The 22,027-nt window shown below is 61.6% G+C and carries 17 protein-coding genes and 1 pseudogene; 8 read left to right on the forward strand and 10 right to left on the reverse strand.

All coding sequences use genetic code 11. The annotated features are described in order from the left end of the window. Positions 1 to 1,460: 1,460 nt before the first annotated feature. Genes JMV15_RS27140 through JMV15_RS27160 form a run of 5 tightly spaced genes read right to left on the reverse strand, consistent with a single transcriptional unit; the run spans position 1,461 to position 7,826 of the window. The gene (locus tag JMV15_RS27140; RefSeq protein WP_014718166.1) at positions 1,461 to 2,216 is read right to left on the reverse strand and encodes an energy transducer TonB; all 756 of its coding nucleotides are present in this window, start codon (positions 2,214 to 2,216) and stop codon (positions 1,461 to 1,463) included. Next, a complete protein-coding gene (gene tolR, locus JMV15_RS27145; protein ID WP_038449895.1) occupies positions 2,213 to 2,659 on the reverse strand; it encodes a protein TolR in 447 nt (148 codons plus the stop codon). The genes JMV15_RS27140 and tolR overlap by 4 nt, the downstream gene beginning before the upstream one ends. A gap of 15 nt (positions 2,660 to 2,674) precedes the next feature. Next, positions 2,675 to 3,367, reverse strand: coding sequence for a protein TolQ (gene tolQ / locus JMV15_RS27150; protein ID WP_038449894.1), 693 nt, complete (start codon positions 3,365 to 3,367; stop codon positions 2,675 to 2,677). Between the two features lie 47 nt (positions 3,368 to 3,414). Continuing rightward, complete coding sequence (locus JMV15_RS27155; protein ID WP_038449892.1) at positions 3,415 to 5,280, reverse strand: phytase; 1,866 nt, start codon at positions 5,278 to 5,280, stop codon at positions 3,415 to 3,417. A gap of 35 nt (positions 5,281 to 5,315) precedes the next feature. Next, the gene (locus JMV15_RS27160) at positions 5,316 to 7,826 is read right to left on the reverse strand and encodes a TonB-dependent receptor (RefSeq protein ID WP_038449890.1); all 2,511 of its coding nucleotides are present in this window, start codon (positions 7,824 to 7,826) and stop codon (positions 5,316 to 5,318) included. Between the two features lie 884 nt (positions 7,827 to 8,710). Between JMV15_RS27160 and JMV15_RS27165 the strand changes: the two genes are divergently transcribed. Next, entirely contained in the window at positions 8,711 to 9,625 is a 915-nt protein-coding gene (locus JMV15_RS27165; protein WP_014718160.1) for a GGDEF domain-containing protein, read from the forward strand. Between the two features lies 1 nt (position 9,626). Then, positions 9,627 to 10,664, forward strand: a complete 1,038-nt coding sequence (locus JMV15_RS27170) for an AraC family transcriptional regulator (protein ID WP_014718159.1) — start codon at positions 9,627 to 9,629, stop codon at positions 10,662 to 10,664. On the opposite strand, the gene JMV15_RS27175 is transcribed toward JMV15_RS27170, so the two are convergent. From JMV15_RS27175 to JMV15_RS27190, 4 genes are all read right to left on the reverse strand, one after another. Next, positions 10,651 to 11,532 (reverse strand): LysR family transcriptional regulator, encoded by an 882-nt coding sequence (locus JMV15_RS27175; RefSeq protein WP_014718158.1) that lies wholly within the window; start codon positions 11,530 to 11,532, stop codon positions 10,651 to 10,653. The two genes, JMV15_RS27170 and JMV15_RS27175, sit on opposite strands and share 14 nt — an antisense overlap. 197 nt (positions 11,533 to 11,729) lie before the next feature. Then, positions 11,730 to 12,347, reverse strand: a complete 618-nt coding sequence (gene ycaC / locus JMV15_RS27180) for an isochorismate family cysteine hydrolase YcaC (RefSeq protein WP_003191905.1) — start codon at positions 12,345 to 12,347, stop codon at positions 11,730 to 11,732. Positions 12,348 to 12,376: 29 nt separating this feature from the next. Then, complete coding sequence (locus JMV15_RS27185; protein ID WP_014718157.1) at positions 12,377 to 14,215, reverse strand: amidohydrolase; 1,839 nt, start codon at positions 14,213 to 14,215, stop codon at positions 12,377 to 12,379. Continuing rightward, entirely contained in the window at positions 14,212 to 14,802 is a 591-nt protein-coding gene (locus tag JMV15_RS27190) for an antibiotic biosynthesis monooxygenase (RefSeq protein WP_201491967.1), read from the reverse strand. The genes JMV15_RS27185 and JMV15_RS27190 overlap by 4 nt, the downstream gene beginning before the upstream one ends. 178 nt (positions 14,803 to 14,980) lie before the next feature. Between JMV15_RS27190 and JMV15_RS27195 the strand changes: the two genes are divergently transcribed. The 4 genes from JMV15_RS27195 to argE are packed head-to-tail and all read left to right on the forward strand — an operon-like array spanning position 14,981 to position 18,577. Continuing rightward, on the forward strand, positions 14,981 to 16,312 hold the full coding sequence (locus JMV15_RS27195; protein ID WP_161981182.1) for a flavin-containing monooxygenase: 1,332 nt from the start codon (positions 14,981 to 14,983) through the stop codon (positions 16,310 to 16,312). Between the two features lie 23 nt (positions 16,313 to 16,335). Next, on the forward strand, positions 16,336 to 16,746 hold the full coding sequence (locus JMV15_RS27200; RefSeq protein WP_014718154.1) for a RidA family protein: 411 nt from the start codon (positions 16,336 to 16,338) through the stop codon (positions 16,744 to 16,746). Positions 16,747 to 16,757: 11 nt separating this feature from the next. Beyond that, positions 16,758 to 17,435 (forward strand): DUF1028 domain-containing protein, encoded by a 678-nt coding sequence (locus JMV15_RS27205; protein ID WP_014718153.1) that lies wholly within the window; start codon positions 16,758 to 16,760, stop codon positions 17,433 to 17,435. After that, positions 17,432 to 18,577 (forward strand): acetylornithine deacetylase, encoded by a 1,146-nt coding sequence (argE, locus tag JMV15_RS27210; protein WP_069868380.1) that lies wholly within the window; start codon positions 17,432 to 17,434, stop codon positions 18,575 to 18,577. The genes JMV15_RS27205 and argE overlap by 4 nt, the downstream gene beginning before the upstream one ends. Positions 18,578 to 18,790: 213 nt before the next feature. Here argE and JMV15_RS27215 read toward each other — a convergent pair whose 3' ends face one another. Continuing rightward, on the reverse strand, positions 18,791 to 19,702 hold the full coding sequence (locus JMV15_RS27215; RefSeq protein ID WP_038449881.1) for a LysR family transcriptional regulator: 912 nt from the start codon (positions 19,700 to 19,702) through the stop codon (positions 18,791 to 18,793). Positions 19,703 to 19,952: 250 nt separating this feature from the next. Here JMV15_RS27215 and JMV15_RS27220 point away from each other — a divergent pair, with 250 nt between their 5' ends. Both JMV15_RS27220 and JMV15_RS28500 read left to right on the forward strand, forming a co-directional pair. Continuing rightward, positions 19,953 to 21,368, forward strand: coding sequence for a purine-cytosine permease family protein (locus tag JMV15_RS27220; RefSeq protein WP_038449879.1), 1,416 nt, complete (start codon positions 19,953 to 19,955; stop codon positions 21,366 to 21,368). A gap of 82 nt (positions 21,369 to 21,450) precedes the next feature. Continuing rightward, positions 21,451 to 21,546, forward strand: a pseudogene (locus JMV15_RS28500) (fructose-bisphosphate aldolase); the annotation flags it as partial. Between the last annotated feature and the right edge of the window lie 481 nt (positions 21,547 to 22,027).

Raw genomic sequence — 22,027 nt, forward strand, 5'->3', positions numbered from 1 at the left:
GCCAGATGCATTCTTTATCGGCGCTTGGGTGAAAGGAGGAGGGGCGAAATCTCCCACGGTCTGTACTGCGTCAACAGTCAGAATCGGGCTTTGTCCCTTCTCCTCCCTTCAAGTCCTAGCATACAAGTCCTAGCATACAAGCGGGCTTGCCCGCGAAGGCGGTGTGTCAGTCACTGAATCTTCAACCGGACCACCGCTTTCGCAGGCAAGCCAGCTCCCACATTGGTCATGTATTGCCCACAAAATCAGCGCCTGGCACAGATCCCCTGTGGAAGCGGGCTTGCCCGCGAAGGCGGTGTGTCAGTCACTGAATATTCAACTGAGCCACCGCTTTCGCAGGCAAGCCAGCTCCCACACTAGTCATGTATTGCCCACAAAAAATCAGCGCCCGGCACAGATCGCCTGTGGGAGCGGGCTTGCCCGCGAAGGCGGTGTGTCAGTCACTGAATATTCAACTGAGCCACCGCTATCGCAGGCAAGCCAGCTCCCACACTAGTCATGTATTGCCCACAAAATCAGCGCCTGGCACAGATTCCCTGTGGAAGCGGGCTTGCCCGCGAAGGCGGTGTGTCAGTCACTGAATATTCAACTGAGCCACCGCTTTCGCAGGCAAGCCAGCTCCCACACTAGTCATGCATTGCCCACAAAAAATCAGCGCCCGGCACAGATCCCCTGTGGGAGCGGGCTTGCCCGCGAAAGCGGTGTGTCAGTCACTGAATCTTCAACTGGACCACCGCTATCGCAGGCAAGCCAGCTCCCACATTGGTCATGTATTGCCCACAAAATCAGCGCCCGGCACAGATCCCCTGTGGGAGCGGGCTTGCCCGCGAAGGCGGTGTGTCAGTCACTGAATATTCAACTGAGCCACCGCTTTCGCAGGCAAGCCAGCTCCCACATTGGTCATGTATTGCCCACAAAATCAGCGCCTGGCACAGATCCCCTGTGGAAGCGAGCTTACCCGCGAAGGCGGTGTGTCAGTCACTGAATATTCAATTGAGCCACCGCTTTCGCAGGCAAGCCAGCTCCCACATTGGTCATGTATTGCCCACAAAATCAGCGCCTGGCACAGATCCCCTGTGGGAGCGGGCTTGCCCGCGAAGGCGGTGTGTCAGTCACTGAATATTCAACTGAGCCACCGCTATCGCAGGCAGGCCAGCTCCCACATTGGTCATGTATTGCCCACAAAAAATCAGCGCCCGGCACAGATCCCCTGTGGGAGCGGGCTTGCCCGCGAAGGCGGTGTGTCAGTCACTGAATATTCAACTGAGCCACCGCTATCGCAGGCAAGCCAGCTCCCACATTGGTCATGTATTGCCCACAAAATCAGCGCCTGGCACAGATCCCCTGTGGAAGCGGGCTTGCCCGCGAAGGCGGTGTGTCAGTCACTGAATATTCAACTGAGCCACCGCTATCGCAGGCAGGCCAGCTCCCACAGGTTTTGGGGAGGTGGCTGGAGAAGCTCATTTGATGCGGTAGTGGAAGGTGTTGCGCACTGCCGGTACGGCAACAGCCTTGCCATCGACGATTCTCGGCTGGTAGCGAAAAGTATTGGCCGCCGCCAATGAGGGCCGAATGAACAACGGGTGACAGCCGTCCAGCACCTTGGGGTTTTCCACGTGGCCCTGGGTGTTGACGGTGTACTCCACCGAACAGTCGCCTTCGATGTTCTTGTCCAAGGCGCGTTCGGGGTAGTCGGGGGCGGCCTTGCTCAAGGGCTGGTACTGGCGGCTGTCGAATGCAGGGGTAGGCACAGGCACGGCGGCTCGGGCTTTTTCCGAAGCAGCACGCGCCTGACTCAGACGCTGCTGTTCCAACGCCTGATTGCGCTGCTCGGTCGCCATGCGCTGCTGTTGTTGCTCGAGTTTCTTTTCTTCCACCCGCTTGCGCGCCAGCGCGGCTTTCTCGAGCTTTTGCGCCTGGACCTGCGGATCGACCGTCGGTTTGGTTGGTACCGGGATGGCAACAGGTTCTGGCAGTGCGGCAGCGACGGGTTCAGGTGTCGGCGCAGGCGCCGGCGCGGGTAAAACCACCCACTGCGTGTGCATCACCCGTGGCGCTGGCACCCCCGGTCGCTCCGTTGACCAGCCCAGCATCAACGCCACTGCCACCGCACCATGCAGCGCCACGGCCAGGCTCGCTGCCAGGCTTTTACGCCAGAAACCATCGCTGTCAGGCGCCAAGGCCAGTGCCGGACTGTGCATGATCATCACCGTCATTGTGGGGCCTCTGTCACCAGCCCAAGATTGCTGATGCCGCCCTTCTGCAGCACCGCCATGGCCGCCACCACACGGCCATAACCGGCATTGTCATCAGCGCGGATATACACCTGGGTATCGCTGCGCGCCGCCACCACCTGTATGACCTTGGCGCTCATTTCTTCCAGGGTCACCGCGCTGTCGGTCTGCTGGCGGGTATCCAGTTCGCCCCCCAGGTTCCAGTAGTAGCCACCGTCCGCCTTCACCGATAACGTCAGGATCTGCTGGCGCGTATCGGTGGCCAACGCCTCGGCGGCGACCTTGGGCAGTTCGATCTTCACGCCCTGGGTGAGCATGGGCGCGGTGACCATGAAAATCACCAGCAGCACCAGCATCACGTCGATGTAGGGCACCACATTCATCTCGGCCTTGGGCCCGTGCTTGCGTTGCGGCCTGATCAACATCGCTTTGCTCCTTGTTCAGGCGGCCACGGCCAGGTTGTTCGAGGTACCGCGCAGTGTGCGGTGCAGGTGCACTTGCAGCTCATTGCCAAAAGCGTAGTAGCGCGTGAGCAAGGTCTGGCTGCGTGCCGCAAAGCGGTTATAGGCGACCACTGCCGGAATCGCCGCAAACAGGCCAATGGCCGTGGCAATCAAGGCTTCTGCAATACCCGGTGCCACGGTCGATAGGGTGGCCTGTTGCACCTGGGACAAGCCGAGGAACGAATTCATGATGCCCCACACGGTCCCGAACAGGCCGATGTAGGGGCTGACCGACCCCACCGTGGCCAGAAACTGCAAGCCCTTTTCCAGCTCCAGCTCCTGCTCGGTGATCGCTACCTGCAAGGCGCGCTCCACACCCTCGAGCACTGCCGGATCGTGGTGGTGCAAGTGCTGGTATTCCTGCATGCCGGCAATAAAGATCGGCGCCACACCGCCCTCGCCCGCCTGCACGGTTTCGCGATACAAGGGTTGCAGGTCCGACGCCACGCGAAAGCGCGCCAGGAAGCCCTCAAGCTGGCGTTCCAGACCACGCAGCACACTGCTGCGCTGAATGATCAGGTACCAACTGAGCAAGGACGCCAGCAGCAAAGTGACCATCACAGCCTTGACCAACAGGCTGGCGTCGCTGATCAAGCTCCAGATCGTCATATGTTCCATCGTCGCGTGCATGGTGAAGCTCCTATTCGATTAAAAACGGATGACTGCGTGATGACAGCTCAGGGTAATTTCAACGCACGGCTCACCTCGGCCCAGGGCACGAACTTGAAGTTCTGGGCTTGCTCGGGCATGCGCTTGCGCCCGTCCTGCACCACCAGCATGCCTTGGCTCCATGGCCCGCCGAGGTTGACGGCAGTGACCTCCAGGCCATCGGTTTCCGAGGCGCCATCAATGCCGGCGGCCGCATTGAGGCCAACGCGCAAGGCGCCGCGCACAGCGAATGGCGGCTCGGCGTCCAGCACCAGGTAGCTGTCATTGCCTTGGCTGGAGATCACCAGGTAATCCCGTGCGGGGCTTTGATACAGCGCTAGGCCTTCGACATCCGCATGCAGTTGCGGGCCGACGTTGATCACCGAAGTGAGCATGGCCGGTTGGTCGGCACGGGCATCCATCGCCCACACGCCGACATCTTCCTCACCGATAAACAAGCGTTGGCGCTGGTCATCGGCCACACAGCCCTCGGGTTGGCTGTCGACCTTGAACTGACGCACCAACTCGCCCTGCACACGGCCAGCCGGTGCACTCAGGCGGTATTGCAGGAAGGTGCCATCCTTGTCATTGGCGAACGCGTAGAGCTCACCGCTGGCGGGCTGGTACAGGCAGATGCCGTAGATGTCCTTGAGTGGCGTGGAGACCTCACCGGCTTCACGCAGCTCGCCGCTCTGACGGTCGATGCTGAACAGGCTCAAGCTGTTGCGGTCGCGGTTACTCGCCACGGCCAGGTCGACGGTGTGCGTACCCAGTTTGAAGCCTGGGCGTAGGTCGACATTGTTCAGGCGCCCCACTGCCAGTTCCTGCAGCAGCTTGCCGTCGAGATCGTAGGCCAGCAGGCCCTGTTTCTTGTTGGTCCCCAGCACACGGCTTTTGGCCGGTGTTTCCGGGTGAATCCAGATGGCCGGGTCATCCGCCGCGTCGCCCTGGCGACCCACGGGTTCGGTCTGGCGCAGTGCAGCGACTTGGGCAAGTATCGGCGCAACCGGCACCGGCGTGGCTTGCCAGTCGAGACGGCCCTGATAGAGCTGGCCGCTGTTGTCGTCCCGCACCAGCACCTGCCGGCCCTGTATCGCCAGTTGCTCCGGTTCTTTGAGGCCCGGCAAGGCCAGGCTGGATTGCCCGACCCAACGCTCCCCGACTTGCTGGAACAGGTACAACTGCGCGGTTTTCGGGTCCAGCGCGAGCATCCCGCCCGGCACCAGCGCCATGACGCCGGCTTCGCGCTGGGGATCGTCGAACAGCGCCACGGGCGTGCGCTTCACCTCGGCTTCCGGGTGCGCCGGGTAGGCCCACCAGCCGACGTTTTGCTCATTCACCACCAATCGCTCGGTCGCATCGTCCACTTGGCAGTATTGCGCCGATGGCGGCAGTGGCAGGCTGCGAACACGCTGCGCCTGGGCCAACAGGGTCGCACCATTGCCCACCAGCCACTGTTCGCCCTTGCCCTCTTCACCGACCAGAAACACAAACAGGTTGGCCGTCGCATCGCGATAGAGGCACAGGCTGTTTACCGCAAAGTCGCGGGGCGGCAGGTACAGCGGCGTACCCCAGGTTTTGCCGGCGCCATCGAGGCCGATCAGCAAGGCCTGCTGGCGGTCGTTGTCGAGGCTGGCGATCAGCGATTGAGTGCCGGCAGTGCGTGTGTCGAGGCTGCTGAAACGGCCTTTGAAGCGGGCCAGTTCGACGCCGTTATCGTCGAGCAGCAGCAGGCCGTCGCGGGCACTGGCCGCTACGCGCTGGGTGCCGCCGGGCAGGAAGGCAACGGCTTGGGCGTTAAGGCTCGGTGCCCACGGGGTCAACGGTAGGTCAGTGGCGAACGCATTGGCGCTGCTAACCAGTACGACCAGCAGGCACAGCTTGGAAATTCTCATGAACAGACAAATCCTTCAGGATGCACGCGTTATCGTTAGAAATGGGTGAATGTCAGGCCCAGCTTGTAGGTGGGGCCGTACTCTTCGTACTGGCCGTTGTAGCTACGGTGGCCGGTGTAGACGAAGTACGACTCGTCGGTGAGGTTCTGTGCCTCGAAGCTGACCTGCAGGTTCTTGGTCAGTGAGTAGCGCGCGCTGAAATCGACGAAGGTTTGCGCGTCGACGTGCAGGTCATGGGCCTTGTCATTGATCGACGCCAACTCGTACAAATAGGCCGATTTGTAATTGGCCGACAGGCGCAGGCTGAGGGTGTCGTCTTCCCAACCGAGCATCAGGTTGCCGACCGTGTCCGATTGGTTGGGCAGGCTGATATTGCGCTTGCGATTGCGCCCGCTGGCACTGTCGAAGCCCTCGATGTCCGCGCTGGAACGGCTGAAGGTGCTGTTGGCACCGATCATCAGGCCGTTCCATGGCGCAGGCAGCCAGTCGAACTTCTGTGAGTAGGCCAACTCCAGGCCATAGAGTTTGGCGCTGTCGCCGTTGGCAAAGGTGTGCGCCTCGGCGAAGTTGGCCCAGGCCCCGGTACCGGCGACATCGGTGTTGTAGACGAAGTTCTGGATGTCTTTGTAGAACACGAATGCCGACACGGTACCGGCACGGCCCATGAAATGTTCGATGCCCAGGTCCAGGTTGCTCGACTCCAGAGGCTTGAGGTCCGGGTTGCCGAAGGTGGCTTCGTCATCGTCGATCACAAAACCTGGGGCCAGTTGGCCAAAGGTCGGACGCACCACCGATTTGGTCCAGGCGGCGCGCACTTGGGTGTTCTTGTCAATCTGGTAGCGCGCATGCAAGCCCGGCAGCCAATGGTGATAACGGCGCTTGGTCTCGGTGGCGCTGAACTGGCCGTCCGTGGCGCCGGTGCCCTTGGCTTCGAATTCAGTCCCTTCGTAACGCATGCCGGCAATGAAGCGCCAGTCGTCAATATCGACGGTGTTCATCAGGTAGCCGGCGTTGATGTCTTCGCGGATGGTGAAGTCGTTGACCGTGGATTCGGTGGGGTCATAGAAGTCATCGCGATTGAGGCCGCCGATCAACTGGCGGATATTGCTCGCGCTGATGCCTGGGCCAAAGCGGCCGAGACGGTAGTCGACGCTGCCCTTCTGGAACTGCGTGAGGTTGAGTTGTTCATCGCTCAAGCCCTGTTCATCCAGGTCCTTGTAGACCCAGGCCTCCAAGTCATTGTCCTTGTGGCGTCGGCTGACCTTGCCGCCGAACTTGAACTGGGATGCGTAACCGCGCAGGTCGTAGTCGCGCGCCAGGTCCAGGCGCAGGTTTTTCTCGGTGTCCTGGGTGTGCTGTTTTTCCCAGTCGACTTTGTCGAGGCTGAAATTGGCAGGGTCGTAGAAACCGCTACCAACGATGGGCCGCGGCTTGGCCTTGTCGTAAAAGCCGCTGTGGGCAAAATCACCGCCATCGAAGGTCGCACCGGCAATATGCCCCGGGCTGTCTTCGCTGGAACGGCTGTAACCGGCCTGGCCGCTCAAGGTCCACAGGCCGAGCAGGCGTTCACCGCCCAATACGTAGGACTGGATTTGCTGGGTTTCCTCGCGGTTCTTGAGCTTGCGTTTGCCCTCGGCTTCGCCCAATTCACCGGGCGCTTGCGGGTCAGCGAACTCGAGGCTGGCGGCGTTGCGGGTTTCGGTGTCCTTGTAGCGGCTGTAGAGGGTGCGCAGGTAGTAGCTGCTCAGGTCATCGGGCTTGTAATCGAAGTTAAGGCCACCACCGGCGCGTTCACGGCTGATGTCATAGTCGCGCTGCTCGAATTCGTTGAGCCGGGCGCCGTTGGTGAAGTCCCAGGCGCCGCCAGTTTCGACGTTGTCCGAGCCGAAATCACGCTTCTGCCAACTGAGCGCCGCGGCCACGCCAAAGTTGTCGATACCGTCGCCGAGGCTGAACCGGTTACTGGCGGCGCCAGAGAATTTCGGGCTGGTCTGGTGCGTGTTCTTGTCATAACTGGCCTCGGTGCTGCCGGTGTAGAACAGGCCCTTGTGGTCGAACGCCGAGAGGCTCTTCACATCGACAGTGCCGCCGAGGGAGTTGGCGTCCATGTCCGGTGTGAGCGTCTTGATCACCGACAGCGACTGCACCAATTCCGAGGGCAGAACATCGAGGGCCACGGCGCGGCGTTCGCTCTCGGGGGATGGCACCAGGGTGCCGTTGATGGTCACGCTGTTGAGGTCCGGGCCCAGGCCGCGCACGCTGACAAAGCGGCCTTCGCCCTGGTCACGTTCAACGCTGATGCCCGGCAAGCGCTGCACCGCCTCGGCAACATTCTCATCCGGCAACTGGGCGACGCCGTCGGCATGCACCACGCTCTTGATACTGTCGGAAGAGCGCTGCTCCTTGAGGGCGCTGTCGATCGCAGCGGCTTGGCCGACCACATCGACATGCTCGGTGGCCGCTTCGGCGGCGTTGAGCCGCTCGCAGGCTATCGCCAGAGCCAAGGCGGTAAGCGTAAAGCTGACGAGCCCGGTGCGCTTGTACATGAAACCCTCCCCAAGAATCCGTTGGCGCCAGGCAAAGGGCCTGGCAACTGGGAGGGCAAGCTAGGGATGAGGCGTGACGGTTCTGTGACAGGGTTGCGGGCAGAGCCTGTCAAAGCGGGGTTTACAGGCTTCTGGAGGGTACAAATGAGCTGAAATGACCTCGGCCAGATGCGGGAGCAAGCGGGCTTGCCTGCGATAGCGGCCGGACAGCCGATGCTTATCTCTCTGACACCCCACAGTCCAAATGTGGGAGCTGGCTTGCCTGCGAAGACGGCAGTTCAATCGACAGAGAAGTCGAATGTGCCGCCCAGGTAACCACGATGCGAAGCGAGCCGCTCTTGATCTGCTCTTGATCTTGATCTTAGGCGCCCCGTCAAACCACGCTGGCCGGAATTCGACAGTGATTTGGGGGGTAAACCGGCAGGGATGCCGGTTTAGCCGCCCCGCGCCATGGATGGCGCGTGGCGGCGGCCCCCCAAATCACTGGCGGATTACGGGCACACCGAGCCTAAGCGAGGTGCCGAGTGGTGGGGCAAGAGCGTTTTGCTTACTTTTGCGCTTTTCAAAAGTGAGCCGCTGTAAAAGCGGAACCCTAAGTGGCCGTTACCGCAGGAATGGATATGTACTCGGTATAAACAGTGTCGCCTGTCAGGTCGCCATCGCAGGCAAGCCAGCTCCCACATTTGGAACGCTGACCGTCAGATAGATAGAGGCCGGCTGCCAGGCCGTCTTCGCAGGCAAGCCAGCTCCCACATGGGCTCTATGTCCAGCTAAAAAATAGGCCAAGGGCATGAGCTGATTCGACCCTCCCCGCCCGTCATCCAACCGTCACATCCATCTGCTGTGCTGGCGCCCATTACTCATTTGCCCAAGGACCCGTGGCCATGTTTTCCGTGCTCAAACCCCACCGCTGGAAACTCGCGTTGCTCCTGATCGCCGCCAACCTCGGGCTGCTCCTGCACCTGGCCTGCGGCGAGCTCAAGAGCGTCAGCGAATGGGTATGGCTGGATATCATCGGCGAAGGCGGTTCGGCGCTGCTCGCGCTGATCTGGCTGGGCCTGGTGTTGAAAAGCCGCCCCGCCGGACGGGTCACCCAATACCTGGCGCTGGGGCTGTCGTGCATCTTTTTTTCCTGGTGGATCGACAGCCTCGACGAATTCATCCGCCTGCCTGATAGCGTGTCCTGGGACCACTGGCTGGAGTCAGGGCCAATGCCGGTGGGCATGATCCTGCTGACGATTGGCATTTATCACTGGCACCACGAACAACTGGCGATCAGCGCGCAAATGGAAAAACGCGAGCGGTTGTTTCGCGAGCACCGGCTATTCGACAAACTCACGCCCCTGGCCGGCGCCGACTACCTCAAGCGCCAACTCATCGACAGCCTGCGCGACAGCCAAGCGCAGCAACAACCACTGTCGTTGCTCGCCCTGGACCTGGATAACTTCGCCACCATCAACCAGGTCTACGGGCATGCCGAGGGCGATGCGGTGCTACAGGCGGTCAGCCACGTGCTGCTGCTCAACCTGCGCCGCCAAGACCTGTTGTGCCGCCTGGCGGGCGATCGTTTCGTGGTGCTGCTGCCCAATACCGGCGAGCGTCAGGCCCAGGGCCTGGCGCTGGAGTTGCAACACGCGGTGCAGAGCCTGGCCCACAAGACCCGGCAACAGGGCGAACGCCTGCAACTGGCGGCGACCACGGCGGTGGCAATGGCCTTGCAAGAGTCCCCCCACGAGCTGCTCACGCGGCTGAATATGGGCCTGGCCCGGGCCAAGCAACCCCTTGCGAAAAGCGCCTGAAATGGCCGTGAAAACCAGCTGGTATGAAAGCGACAGCCGCTTCATCCCCGGTCACTATCAACCCGCCACGTTGATCGACCTGGGCTTGTCCCGGGACATCGACAGCCATCGCCTGCTGCGGGGCACCGGCCTGTTCCACGAAGACATCCTGGCCGGCAACGCGCGGTTGAGCCCGCAACAGTTTCTGGGCTTGATCGGCAACAGCCGCAAACTACTGGACGCCGATGACAGCAGTTTCCTGTTTGGCCAACGCCTGCTGCCCGGCTACTACGGCGCCGCCAGCCATGCGCTGGGGCATGCACAGAACCTTCATCAGGCCCTGGACATCCTGATCCAGCAACAAGTGCTGCTCAGCCCGCTGGCTACGCTGCAACTGGAACTGGATGAGCACCACGCTTACCTGTATTGGTTGGACAGTTGCGGCGCCGGCGAACACTGGCGCTTTCTGCTCGAAGCCAGCATGACCTCGCTGGTTGCCATGAGCCAATGGCTCAGCGGCCAGCGCTTGCCATGGGTGTGCAGTTTCAACCATGCCGAACCTCGGTATGTCGAGCAATACTGGGTGCATCTGGGCGAGCACACGCGCTTCGAACGCCCGCTGGATATGATGTGCATCCCCCGTGAATACCTCACCCACAACTGGCCGGGCGCTTCGGCCACGGCGGGCCAGGTCGCGCGCCAGCAAGCCCTTGAACAAATCGAGCAACTGGGCTTTGCCACAAGTTTTCTGGACTGCCTCTATGCCTACCTGCGCGAACATGTGCGCCAACCACCCAGCCTGGAACAGGCCGCGCACATTTTCGCCATGAGCCCGGCCACGCTAAAGCGCAAGTTGCAACGGCACGACACCGGTTTTCAGCAACAGGTCGACCGGGTGCGCAAGCATGTGGCGTTGCACCTGTACCTGGCCAAGGGCTTGAGTAACGAGGAAGTCGCGGCGTACCTGAACTTCAACGATGCGGCGAATTTTCGGCGTTCGTTCAAGCGGTGGACGGGCAGCACGCCCAACCTGATCCGCCAACTGTTCAGCAGCCGCTAGCGAGGCGTTCGCGCAGGAACTCCACCAGCGCTTGCACCGGGCGTGAACTCTGTCGGTGCTGCGGGTACACGGCCGACAGGGTCAAGGCCTCTGGGGCGAAGTCTTCCAATACCTTGACCAAGCGACCGTCCTTCAAGGCCTCGCTGACAATGAACGTCGGTAGATAGGTAACGCCCAGACCGGCAATCGCGGTATCGCGCAGCAGGTCACCGTTATTGACGCGCATGCGCCCACTGACGCTCAAGGCTTGCACCTTGCCTTTGAAGCGCCATTGCACCTGGCGGCCGTGGCCGTAGGGCAGGCAGTCGTGCGTGGTTAAGTCCTCGGGTTTCGAAGGCGTACCCCGCAACGCCAGGTAGTCGGGGCTGGCGCAATACACCCGCTCGATAGCGGCGATCCGTCGGGCGATCAGGGTGGAATCTTCCAGCGTGCCGATGCGTAGCACCAGGTCGTAGCCTTCGCCGATCAAGTCCACCGGGCGGTCGCTCAGGTCAACTTCAACGCAGACCTGCGGATGCTGACGCAGAAACAACGGCAACAGGCAACCCAGGTGCGCCATGGCGAACGACAAGGGTGCACTGAGGCGAATGGTGCCTCGGGGCTCGCTGTTCTGGCCAGCGATGCCCTGCTCCACTTGTTCCACCTCACCGAGCAGGCGCAAGGCCGACTCGTAGTAACTCTGGCCCAGCGGCGTGACGTCCAGGCGCCGTGTGGAGCGGTTAAGCAAGCGCACGCCCAGGCGGTCTTCCAGTTGGATCAGGCGGCGGCTGACGAATTGCTTGGACAAGCCCAATTGCTCGGCGGCGGCGGTGAAACTGCCGGATTCCATGACCTGGCAGAACAGGCGCATGTCTTCGAAGGGGTTCATTGTCGCTTCTCAGGGGACGATGGGCTGTTTTATAGCCTGTCAGTGGTCACACCACAAACCAAAATGTGAACACAATCAAATGTGGGAGCTGGCTTGCCTGCGATAGCGGTGTATCAGCCAGCAATGCTGTTGACTGATGCACCGCTATCGCAGGCAAGCCAGCTCCCACAGGGTTTTGCGGTGTTTTACCGACCAGGTTACTTGGCAGCGAACGCCGAGTAGCTGTTCATCAGGTTGCGGTAGTTGGGAATGCGCGGCGAGAGCAGGTTGGCCAGGCCTTCCATGTCGTTGCGCCAGTCCACTTGCAGCTCGCAAGCCACCGAGAACCAGTTGACCAGTTGTGCACCGGCGGCGGTCATACGCGCCCAGGCGGCTTGTTGCACGGTTTCGTTGAAGGTGCCGGAAGCGTCGGTGACCACGAAGACCTCAAAGCCTTCGTCAAGGGCACACAGGGTCGGGAACGCCACGCACACGTCGGTCACCACACCGGCAATGATGATTTGCTTGCGGCCGGTGGCCTTGACGGCCTTGACGAAATCTTCGTTGTCCCACGCGTTGATCTGGCCAGGGCGCGGAATGTACGGCGCGTCGGGGAACAGTTCTTTGAGCTCAGGCACCAATGGGCCGTTGGGGCCGCTTTCAAAGCTGGTGGTCAGGATGGTCGGCAGGTTGAAGAACTTCGCCACGTCGGCCAGGGCCAGCACGTTGTTCTTGAACTCGTTGGGGGAGAAATCCTGCACCAGGGAGATCAGGCCGGTCTGGTGATCAACCAACAAAACAACAGCATCGTCTTTGTTCAAGCGCTTGTAAGTCATGGGTAACTCCTTTAGGGATGGGGTGTTCTTCAAAAGGCAAAGCAGGAGCAGCCGAACGCACCCCAGAAACCCTGGAAGTCGCTGACCGGCACGCTGGAAAGGCGCGCTTTTTCATGGCTATGGGCATGCACGCCACAGGGGCCGCTGCACTGGTGAACCTGGGCCTGCATCGGCGACGTGGGGCGCCAGTGCCCCGGCACCTTGACCACCGGCGACCAGTCCGGCAGCACCGGTACCCGTGGCGGTGCGAAATCTTCGAAGTCGCCAGCGCCGTACACGACCTTGCCGCCGACCACGGTCAGCACCGACTCGATCCACTTGATGGCTTCTTCTTCGACGCTGAAAAAGTCCGCCGACAACGCGGCGACATCCGCCAGTTGACCGACCTTGATCTGGCCTTTCTTGCCCTGCTCGGAGGAGAACCAGGCGCTGCCGTGGGTGAACAGCTCCAATGCGGTAAGGCGCGGCAAGCCCTCGGCGTGCAGCTCCAGGCCACCGACGGTGCGGCCGCTGACCATCCAATACAGCGAGGTCCAGGGGTTGTAGCTCGACACGCGGGTGGCATCGGTGCCCGCCCCTACCGGCACGCCTTCGGCCAGCATGCGCTTGATCGGCGGCGTGGCTTCGGCGGCCTTGGCGCCGTAGCGCTCGACGAAGTATTCGCCCTGGAACGCCATGCGATCCTGAATCGCAATACCGCCACCGAGGGCACGCACGCGTTCGATGTTTTTCGGGGTGATGGTTTCGGCGTGGTCGAAGAACCACGGCAAGCCATTGAACGGAATATCGCGGTTGACCTTCTCGAACACGTCGAGCATGCGCGAGATGGACTCGTCGTAAGTGGCGTGCAGACGGAACGGCCAGCGCTGTTCCACCAGGTGGCGTACCACCGGTTCCAGCTCCTGTTCCATGGTCAGCGGCAGGTCCGGGCGGGGTTCGAGGAAGTCTTCGAAATCCGCCGCCGAGAACACCAGCATCTCGCCGGCACCGTTATGGCGCAGGTAGTCATCGCCCTGGTGCAGGGTGACGCTGCCGGTCCAGTGCTTGAAGTCGCTGAGCTCTTCCTTGGGCTTCTGGGTGAACAGGTTGTAGGCGATGCGCACCGTCAACTGTTGATCCTTGGCCAGTTGCTCGATCACCGCATAGTCATCGGGGTAGTTCTGGAAGCCGCCGCCGGCATCGATGGCGCTGGTCAGGCCCAGGCGATTGAGTTCCCGCATGAACTGGCGGGTGGAGTTGACCTGATATTCCAAAGGCAGTTTCGGGCCTTTGGCCAAGGTCGAGTACAAGATCATCGCGTTGGGCCGCGCCACCAGCATGCCGGTGGGGTTGCCGTTGCTGTCGCGTACGATCTCACCGCCCGGCGGGTTCGGCGTGTCCTTGGTGTAGCCCGCCACCCGCAGGGCTGCGCGGTTGAGCAAGGCGCGGTCGTACAAGTGCAGCACGAACACCGGGGTGTCCGGGGCGGCCTGGTTGAGTTCTTCCAGGGTGGGCATGCGCTTTTCGGCGAACTGGAATTCGTTCCAACCGCCCACCACGCGCACCCATTGCGGCGTGGGCGTGCGGTCGGCCTGGTCCTTGAGCATGCGCAAGGCATCGGCCAGGGACGGCACGCCTTCCCAGCGCAGTTCAAGGTTGTAGTTCAACCCGCCACGAATCAGGTGCAAGTGCGAGTCGTTGAGGCCGGGAATCACGGTGCGGCCCTTCAGGTCGATGACCTGGGTGCCGCTGCCGCGCAGGGCCATGGCTTCGCCGTCGGTACCGACGGCGACAAAGCGCCCTTGGTGGATGGCCACGGCGGTGGCGCGTGGGTTTTCCCGGTCCACGGTGTGGAACTGGCCATTGAACAGAATCAGATCGGCGTTCATAGGGTTTCCTTTACAGAGGATTCAAGCCAGGGAGCGAACAGGCGGGTGGCCGCCGGCATCAGCAGGTACACCACCAGCAACACGATGGTCAGGGTGACCAGGAAGGTGGAGACCACGTAGTTGGACAAAAACGGGTGCAACCGCAGGATCGGCCCCCAGATAAACGGCAGCAGCAGGGTTTGCGGCAGGATCACAAACAGGCTGACCACCGCCTGCTTCCAGCGCGGCGGCTTGGCATCGCCCTCGGCCTGGGGCGTGAACCAGAATTCATTGGCCGCGCCGATTTCCGTCTGGTCGCCATCCGCGAGCATGGGCGCGGCTTCGTCGATCAGGGCCTGGCGTTGCGGGGAGCCGAGCCACAGCTCAAGGGCGTTGGTGGAGCTATAGCGCAGCACGCAAGTGAACAGCGCCATGCCGTTTTGCTGGCTGCGCACCACGTCAACGCCAAGGTGCCCAGGGCGTTCGCCCGCGATGCGCACGATGCGGCGCAGCCAGGCTTCGTACTCGACTTCAAAGCCGGGTTTGACCCGGTGCTTGACGACCAGGGTGACGACTTCGTCGGGGCGGGTGTTGGCGGTTGATTCCATGGCTGGGTGTTTCCCCGGAGCATTGAGCGATGGGGAGAGTGTGGCCGGTTGGCAGGTGTGGGGAATTGCATGTATGTGCTGTCTGGCAGGCATTCGCCGGCTCTGCATCCGATATTTATGCTCACTTCCCAACTTAATAATATTTTATTAATACCCCCCCGCCGCCTAACTTGACGTCATGCCCGAGCTGAATCCAACTGCATTACGCAAGGATAGAGACATGACTGTAGCGATAACAAAAATAGACACGCTGGTGGTTGGCGCAGGTCAAGCTGGCGTGGCCATGAGCGAGCATTTGAGCAAGCAAGGCGTGCCGCACCTGGTGCTGGAACGCAGCCGTATTGCCGAGCGCTGGCGCACCGGCCGCTGGGACTCATTGGTCGCCAACGGCCCGGCCTGGCATGACCGCTTCCCCGGCCTGCATTTCGATGACGTCCCCGCCGATGGGTTCGCACCCAAAGAGCGCGTCGCCGATTACTTCGAAGCCTATGCCCGTAAATTCAACGCGCCGATCCGCACCGGCGTGGACGTCACCTCAGTAGTACGCAACGAGGGGCGCCCCGGCTTTACCGTGCACACCAGCGAAGGCGTGATCGAAGCCAACCGCGTGGTAGCCGCCACCGGGCCCTTTCAAAAGCCTGTGATTCCCGCTATCGCGCCTAAAGACACCGCGCTGCACCAGATCCACTCCGCCGACTATCGCAACCCTGGGCAACTGCCAGCCGGCGCTGTGCTGGTGGTGGGCGCCGGCTCGTCCGGGGTGCAAATTGCCGATGAATTGCAGCGTTCCGGTCGCCAGGTGTACCTGTCGGTCGGCGCCCATGACCGCCCTCCTCGCGCCTATCGCAACCGCGACTTCTGCTGGTGGTTGGGCGTATTGGGCGAGTGGGACCAGGCGGCGATGAAACCCGGCCGCGAGCACGTCACCATTGCCGTGAGTGGCGCCCACGGCGGCAAGACCATCGACTTTCGCGAGCTGGCCCAGCAAGGCATGACCCTGGTCGGCCTGACTCACGCCTTCGACGGCACGGTGGCAACGTTCCAACCCAACCTGGTGGAGAACCTGGCGCGCGGTGATGAAAACTACCTGGCCTTGCTGGATGCGGCCGACGCCTATATCGAGCGCAACGGCCTCGACCTGCCCCTGGAGCCCGAGGCACGTCGCGTGTTCCCCGACGCTGAATGCATCAAGCAGCCGATCCTGACACTGGACCTGGCGGAGGCTGGCATCACTTCGATCATCTGGGCCACCGGATTTGCCGTGGACTACAGCTGGTTGCAGGTAGACGCCTTCGACGCCGCTGGCAAGCCGCAACACCAGCGCGGTGTCTCCAGCGAAGCGGGCATCTACTTCCTTGGGTTGCCATGGCAATCGCGGCGTGGCTCGTCGTTTATCTGGGGCGTGTGGCACGACGCCAAATACGTGGCCGACCATATCGCCATCCAGCGTCAGTACCTTGAGTACCGCGAAGCCGCCCCGGTTGCCCGCCAGTCCCCTGTCAGCGCCTGATCATTTTTCCCAGGAGTTTTTTGATGCCTACTCACACTCGCATTCGCATGTTCAACACCAAAGAAACCTATCCCAACCAGAGCCTGGACAACGACCTATGCCAGGCCGTGCGCGCCGGCAACACCGTGTACGTACGCGGCCAGGTGGGCACTGATTTCGACGGCAACCTGGTCGGCCTCGGCGACCCACGGGCCCAGGCCGAGCAGGCGATGAAGAACGTCAAGCAACTGCTGGAAGAAGCCGGCAGCGACCTCAGCCATATCGTCAAAACCACCACCTATTTGATCGACCCACGCTATCGCGAGCCGGTGTACCAGGAAGTCGGCAAGTGGCTCAAGGGCGTGTTCCCGATTTCCACCGGGCTGGTGGTTTCGGCCCTGGGCCAGCCGCAGTGGCTGATGGAAATTGATGTGATCGCGGTTATCCCAGAGTAAGGAGGCTAGCCATGACCTTTTCTATCGTCGGCCGTTGTGCAGAGACCGGCCAACTGGGCATTGCCATCAGCTCATCGAGCATCGCCGTGGGCGCCCGCTGCCCGTGGCTGCGGCCCGGTGTGGGCGCCGTGTCGACCCAGAACATCACCTTGCCGGCCCTCGGCCCGGACGTCCTCGACGGGCTGGAACAGGGCCTGGCTCCCGCCGACGCCGTCGATAAAGCGCTCACCCGCAACGGCTACAGCCAGTACCGGCAACTGACGGCGATTGACCACCTGGGCCGCAGCGTGCATTTCAGCGGCAGTCAGACCCTGGGTACCCATCACGCGGTATCGGGCGAGCAATGCGTGGCGGCGGGCAATATGCTCGCCGCCCCTGAAGTGATCACCGCGATGGTCACGGCCTTCGAACAGGGCGAAGGCCAGCTCGCAGACCGTCTACTGGCCGCGATGCATGCCGCCATCGCCGCCGGTGGCGAAGCCGGCCCGGTGCACTCCGCCGCGCTGGTGGTGGTGGGCGAGTTGACTTGGCCGATTATCAACTTGCGCGTGGATTGGGCCGACGAGGCGCCGATTGGCGAATTGCAAAAACTCTGGGATGCCTACCGCCCACAGGTGCAGGACTATATCGATCGCGCCCTCGCCCCCGACCGCTCCCCCGGCTACGGTGTGGCCGGAGACGACCGATGAGCCGCAGCCGCGACCTGCTGGAAACCCTGGTGGGCTTCGACACCACCAGCCGCGAGTCCAACCTGCAATTGATCGAGTATGTGCACGATTACCTGGCCGGGCTTGGCGTCACCAGCGAGCTGGTCTACAACGCGCAACGCAGCAAGGCCAACCTGTTTGCCAGCATCGGCCCGGTGGAACTACCAGGTATCGTGCTGTCGGGGCATACCGACGTGGTGCCGGTTGATGGGCAACCCTGGAGCCTGCCGCCGTTCACGCTGACCGAGCGCGACGGCAAGCTGTTCGGGCGCGGCACCGCCGACATGAAGGGGTATATCGCCTGCGTGCTGGCGTTGGTGCCAGCGCTGGTCAAGGCGCCATTGCGCCTGCCGGTGCACATCGCCCTGTCCTACGATGAGGAAGTCGGCTGCCTGGGCGTGCGCTCGCTGCTCGCCGTTCTTGAACAGCGTTCGGTCAAGCCGATGTTGTGCATCATCGGCGAGCCGACCGAGCTCAAGCCGGTACTGGGCCACAAGGGGAAGTTGGCGATGCGCTGCGATGTTCAGGGCCAGGCGTGCCACTCGGCCTATGCGCCCTCGGGTGTGAATGCGATTGAACACGCCGCCGAGTTGATCGGTGAACTGGGGCGCATTGGGCAACGGCTACGCGCGCGTCAGGACCCACGTTTTGACCCGCCGTTCAGCACGGTACAGACCGGCATGATCAACGGCGGCAAGGCCTTGAATATCGTGCCAGCCGACTGCCGCTTTGACTTTGAGGTGCGCGCCCTGCCCTCCATGGACCCGGGCGAAGTAGCTGAAGAGCTGCAGGCCTACGCGCGGCAGCAGGTGTTGCCGCGCATGCAGGCGGTCAGCAAGCAGAGTTCGATTCGGTTCACCGAGTTGTCGGCCTACCCAGGGCTGGTCACGGATGAGCGCAGCCAGGCGGCGCAATTGATTGCGACGTTTTGCGACTCGCAGGCATTCGGCACCGTAGCGTTTGGTACCGAGGGCGGGCTGTTCGATGCGGTGGGTATTCCCACCGTGGTATGCGGGCCAGGCAGCATGGACCAAGGGCATAAGCCCGATGAGTTTGTGAGCCTGGAGCAGCTCGATGGCTGCGATGCGATGTTGCAGCGGTTGCTAGGCTTTATCAGTACCTGAAGATATCGCACCACCTATGTGGGAGGGGCCAGCCCCAATGCCGATCAGTTAAGCGCAAATCCCTGTGGGAGCGGGCTTGCCCGCAAAGGCGGTGTGTCAATCACTGCATCGGTTACTGCACGACCGCTTTCGCAGGCAAGCCAGCTCCCACCTTTGAGCTTCGTTGCGTTGAGCACTGTGTTCGCTTAACTGATCGGCATTGGGGTTTGGTGTTCAGCCCAGTAGTCGGGCCAACTCTTCGCGGCAGTAGTCGACAAACAACTGCACCGGTTTGGTCAAGGGTGCGCGGCGTAGCCAGACGGCGGACAACCCCGACCCCGTGACCGTTTCCACCAAGGGAATGCACACCACTTTCTGCCCATCATAGGTGTACTCGCTGAACGGTTTGGTCACCAGGATCGAGAACCCGAACCCCCGCCCCACCATGCCCCGCACCATTTCGATGGAGGGCGAGCTAAATACAATATTCGGGGTCAGCCCGCGCTCTTCGAAGATGCTCACGAAGTAGGTACGGCTGGGCAACACGTCCAGCAAAATCATCGGCTCCAGCACCAGGTCGGCCAGGGACACCTTGGCCTGTTGGGCAAAGCGGTGGTCGGCCGGCAGCAACGCATAGGGCTGTTGCGGCGGCATCAGCGGCTTGGTCTCGATGGTGCTGCCCAGGTCGTGCTCAAACAGCATCGCCACGTCGATACTGCCCGCCGTCAGCGCCTGCACCAGCTCCTGCTGCTCGCCATCGCGGATACGGATCTCCACGCCCGGCCAGCGCGCCTTGAAACCGGCGATCAAGCGTGGCAAGTACAACGGTGCCACGGTTTCAAAACAACCGATGTCAATCTGCCCGGCCACCACATCGTTATCGGCCAGGGCGTTCTGTTCGAACTCATGGGCTACCCGCAACAGCTCCAACGCCTTGCGATAAAAGCGCGCGCCGCTGGGCGTGAGGGAAACGCCCTGGGCGTGATGGCGGATAAACAGTTGCACGCCAAAGCTGTCTTCCAGTTGCTTGATCGCCGTGGAAACCGACGGCTGGGCGATATACAGCTTGCGCGACGCCTCGGCAACGCTGCCGCATTCGGCCGTGGTCACAAAATATCTGAGCTGACGCAGGTTATAGGCTGCCATCGGCACCTCCCTAAACGTGGTTTTTTGCCCCAAACAAGTGCGCAGAAACACCGGTTTTTCAAGCCATTGACGTGCATGCAACATACCGGAGCAAAAAACCTCACGAGATACTTTTTTTAAGGTCTATAGCAACAAACTTACTAATTTACCTGCCTGCGCCCATTGCAGATGATCACTCCAACAACAAAGCGGTGCCCATGCGCCGCACAGCGAAGTACGCCCACGTACTCACCTTGCCTTGGAGCTCGTCATGGTTACCACTGCAACATCCTCCGCCCCGCTCATCGAAAAACACACGATTGGATACGTGCCCCCGGAAGATCGCCATGGAAAGGTAAGAGACCTGTTCACCCTGTGGTTCGGCGGCAACATCGCGCCGTTGCCGATCGTCACTGGCGCACTGGGTGTGCAACTGTTCCACCTCAACCTGGTGTGGGGCATTGTCGCCATCCTTGTCGGCCATTTGGTCGGCGGTGTGTTGATGGCATTGCACTCGGCCCAGGGCCCGCAAATGGGTATCCCGCAGATGATCCAGAGTCGTGCACAGTTCGGCTCCCTCGGCGCATTGCTGGTGGTGGTGATTGCCGGGGTGATGTACATCGGCTTCTTCGCCTCCAACATCGTGCTGGCCGGTAAATCCCTGCATGGTGTGGTGGACGCCGTGCCTGTACCGGTGGGCATCGTTATCGGCGCCATCGGTTCCGGGATCATCGGCATCATCGGCTACCGCTTCATCCACGTACTCAACCGCATCGGTACCTGGGTCCTCGGCGCAGGCATCGTGCTGGGCTTTGGCTACATCTTCACCCATGTGCAGACCACCGATTTCCTCACCCGTGGCAGCTTCAACATCTCCGGTTGGCTGGCCACTGTTTCCCTGGCTGCACTGTGGCAAATCGCGTTTGCGCCCTACGTGTCGGACTACTCCCGCTACCTGCCCGCCGACGTGCCGGTAGCCGCCACCTTCTGGACCACCTACCTGGGCTCGGCGCTGGGGTCGAGCCTGGCGTTCATCTTCGGCGCCGTGGCAGTGCTCGCCACGCCGGTAGGCATGGACACCATGGACGCCGTCAAACTCGCCACCGGCGCCATCGGCCCGTTGATGCTGGTGCTGTTCCTGCTCAGCGTGATCAGCCACAACGCCCTCAACCTGTACGGCGCGGTGCTGTCGATCATCACCCTGGTACAGACCTTCGCCTACCGCTGGATCCCGACCGCGAAAAGCCGTGCGGTGATCTCCATCATCGTGCTGGCCGCCTGTTCGATTGCGGCGGTGTTTGCCTCCCAAGACTTCATCGGCCACTTCGTTGACATGGTGCTGGTGCTGCTGGTGGTGCTGGTGCCTTGGACGGCGATCAACCTGATCGACTTCTATGCCATTCACAAAGGCCAATACGACATCGCCTCGATCTTCCGCGTGGATGGCGGCATCTACGGCAAGTACAACCCCCAGGCGCTGCTGGCCTATGCGGTGGGGATCGTGGTGCAGATTCCGTTCATGAACACGCCGCTGTACGTGGGGCCGATTTCGCAGCACATCAACGGCGCGGACTTGTCGTGGGTGGTGGGGTTGGTGGTGACGTCGCCGTTGTACTTCTGGTTGGCGAGTCGGGACAGTGCGTATAAGCGCCGGATGGACAGTGGGAAGTTGGTGGGTGGGGTTTGATGCATCCTGTCGGTATGGCGGCTGTGCGTGGGAGACCTTCGGGTCTGCCGGGGGTGATTCTTCCTGGTATGCGAACCCGCGCACAGTTGCCAATACCGCCCGGATCATGGTCCAGGATGTGGCGGATGTGTTTACGGTGATTGAAAAACATGGCCTTGATTCGCCTGCTGTGCAGTAAGTTGTGAGAAAACCCGCCTCGGCGGGTTTTCTGGTTTTTGCGAAACTCAATCCTACCCGCTCCTACCCAGGCGGTAACCACGATGCGAAGCGAGCCGCTCTTGATCTGCTTTTGATCTTGCTTTTGATCTCGGGCGCCCCGTTAAACCACGCTGGCCGGAATTCGACAGGGATTTGGGGGGTAAACCGGCAGGGATGCCGGTTTAGCCGCCCCGCGCCATGGATGGCGCGTGGCGGCGGCCCCCCAAATCACTGGCGGATTACGGGCACACCGAGCCCAAGCGAGGTGCCGAGTGGTGGGGCGAGGACCTTTTGGTTACTTTTGGGTCCTTCCAAAAGTGACCCGCTGTAAAAGCCAGCCCTTTCAAGGTCTTTTCGTCTTGGCAGCCTTGATTATCCGGTCCGTTGAAACATGCGCATTCACCGCGGTGCCTTTAACCCATGTTTTGGGCTTGGGTACCTTGGGGCCACGGGGGCTTTTC

Origin of the sequence: Pseudomonas paracarnis, from assembly GCF_904063055.1 — a bacterium.
Taxonomy (GTDB): domain Bacteria; phylum Pseudomonadota; class Gammaproteobacteria; order Pseudomonadales; family Pseudomonadaceae; genus Aquipseudomonas; species Aquipseudomonas paracarnis.

What these genes read in the sequence shown, in the direction of transcription:
- JMV15_RS27140 (WP_014718166.1), bottom strand. Translation starts at nt 2,216, where the DNA reads ATGACGGTGATGATCATGCACAGTCCGGCACTGGCCTTGGCGCCTGAC.
- tolR (WP_038449895.1), bottom strand. Translation starts at nt 2,659, where the DNA reads ATGTTGATCAGGCCGCAACGCAAGCACGGGCCCAAGGCCGAGATGAAT.
- tolQ (WP_038449894.1), bottom strand. Translation starts at nt 3,367, where the DNA reads ATGCACGCGACGATGGAACATATGACGATCTGGAGCTTGATCAGCGAC.
- JMV15_RS27155 (WP_038449892.1), bottom strand. Translation starts at nt 5,280, where the DNA reads ATGAGAATTTCCAAGCTGTGCCTGCTGGTCGTACTGGTTAGCAGCGCC.
- JMV15_RS27160 (WP_038449890.1), bottom strand. Translation starts at nt 7,826, where the DNA reads ATGTACAAGCGCACCGGGCTCGTCAGCTTTACGCTTACCGCCTTGGCT.
- JMV15_RS27165 (WP_014718160.1), top strand. Translation starts at nt 8,711, where the DNA reads ATGTTTTCCGTGCTCAAACCCCACCGCTGGAAACTCGCGTTGCTCCTG.
- JMV15_RS27170 (WP_014718159.1), top strand. Translation starts at nt 9,627, where the DNA reads ATGGCCGTGAAAACCAGCTGGTATGAAAGCGACAGCCGCTTCATCCCC.
- JMV15_RS27175 (WP_014718158.1), bottom strand. Translation starts at nt 11,532, where the DNA reads ATGAACCCCTTCGAAGACATGCGCCTGTTCTGCCAGGTCATGGAATCC.
- ycaC (WP_003191905.1), bottom strand. Translation starts at nt 12,347, where the DNA reads ATGACTTACAAGCGCTTGAACAAAGACGATGCTGTTGTTTTGTTGGTT.
- JMV15_RS27185 (WP_014718157.1), bottom strand. Translation starts at nt 14,215, where the DNA reads ATGAACGCCGATCTGATTCTGTTCAATGGCCAGTTCCACACCGTGGAC.
- JMV15_RS27190 (WP_201491967.1), bottom strand. Translation starts at nt 14,802, where the DNA reads ATGGAATCAACCGCCAACACCCGCCCCGACGAAGTCGTCACCCTGGTC.
- JMV15_RS27195 (WP_161981182.1), top strand. Translation starts at nt 14,981, where the DNA reads ATGCCCGAGCTGAATCCAACTGCATTACGCAAGGATAGAGACATGACT.
- JMV15_RS27200 (WP_014718154.1), top strand. Translation starts at nt 16,336, where the DNA reads ATGCCTACTCACACTCGCATTCGCATGTTCAACACCAAAGAAACCTAT.
- JMV15_RS27205 (WP_014718153.1), top strand. Translation starts at nt 16,758, where the DNA reads ATGACCTTTTCTATCGTCGGCCGTTGTGCAGAGACCGGCCAACTGGGC.
- argE (WP_069868380.1), top strand. Translation starts at nt 17,432, where the DNA reads ATGAGCCGCAGCCGCGACCTGCTGGAAACCCTGGTGGGCTTCGACACC.
- JMV15_RS27215 (WP_038449881.1), bottom strand. Translation starts at nt 19,702, where the DNA reads ATGGCAGCCTATAACCTGCGTCAGCTCAGATATTTTGTGACCACGGCC.
- JMV15_RS27220 (WP_038449879.1), top strand. Translation starts at nt 19,953, where the DNA reads ATGGTTACCACTGCAACATCCTCCGCCCCGCTCATCGAAAAACACACG.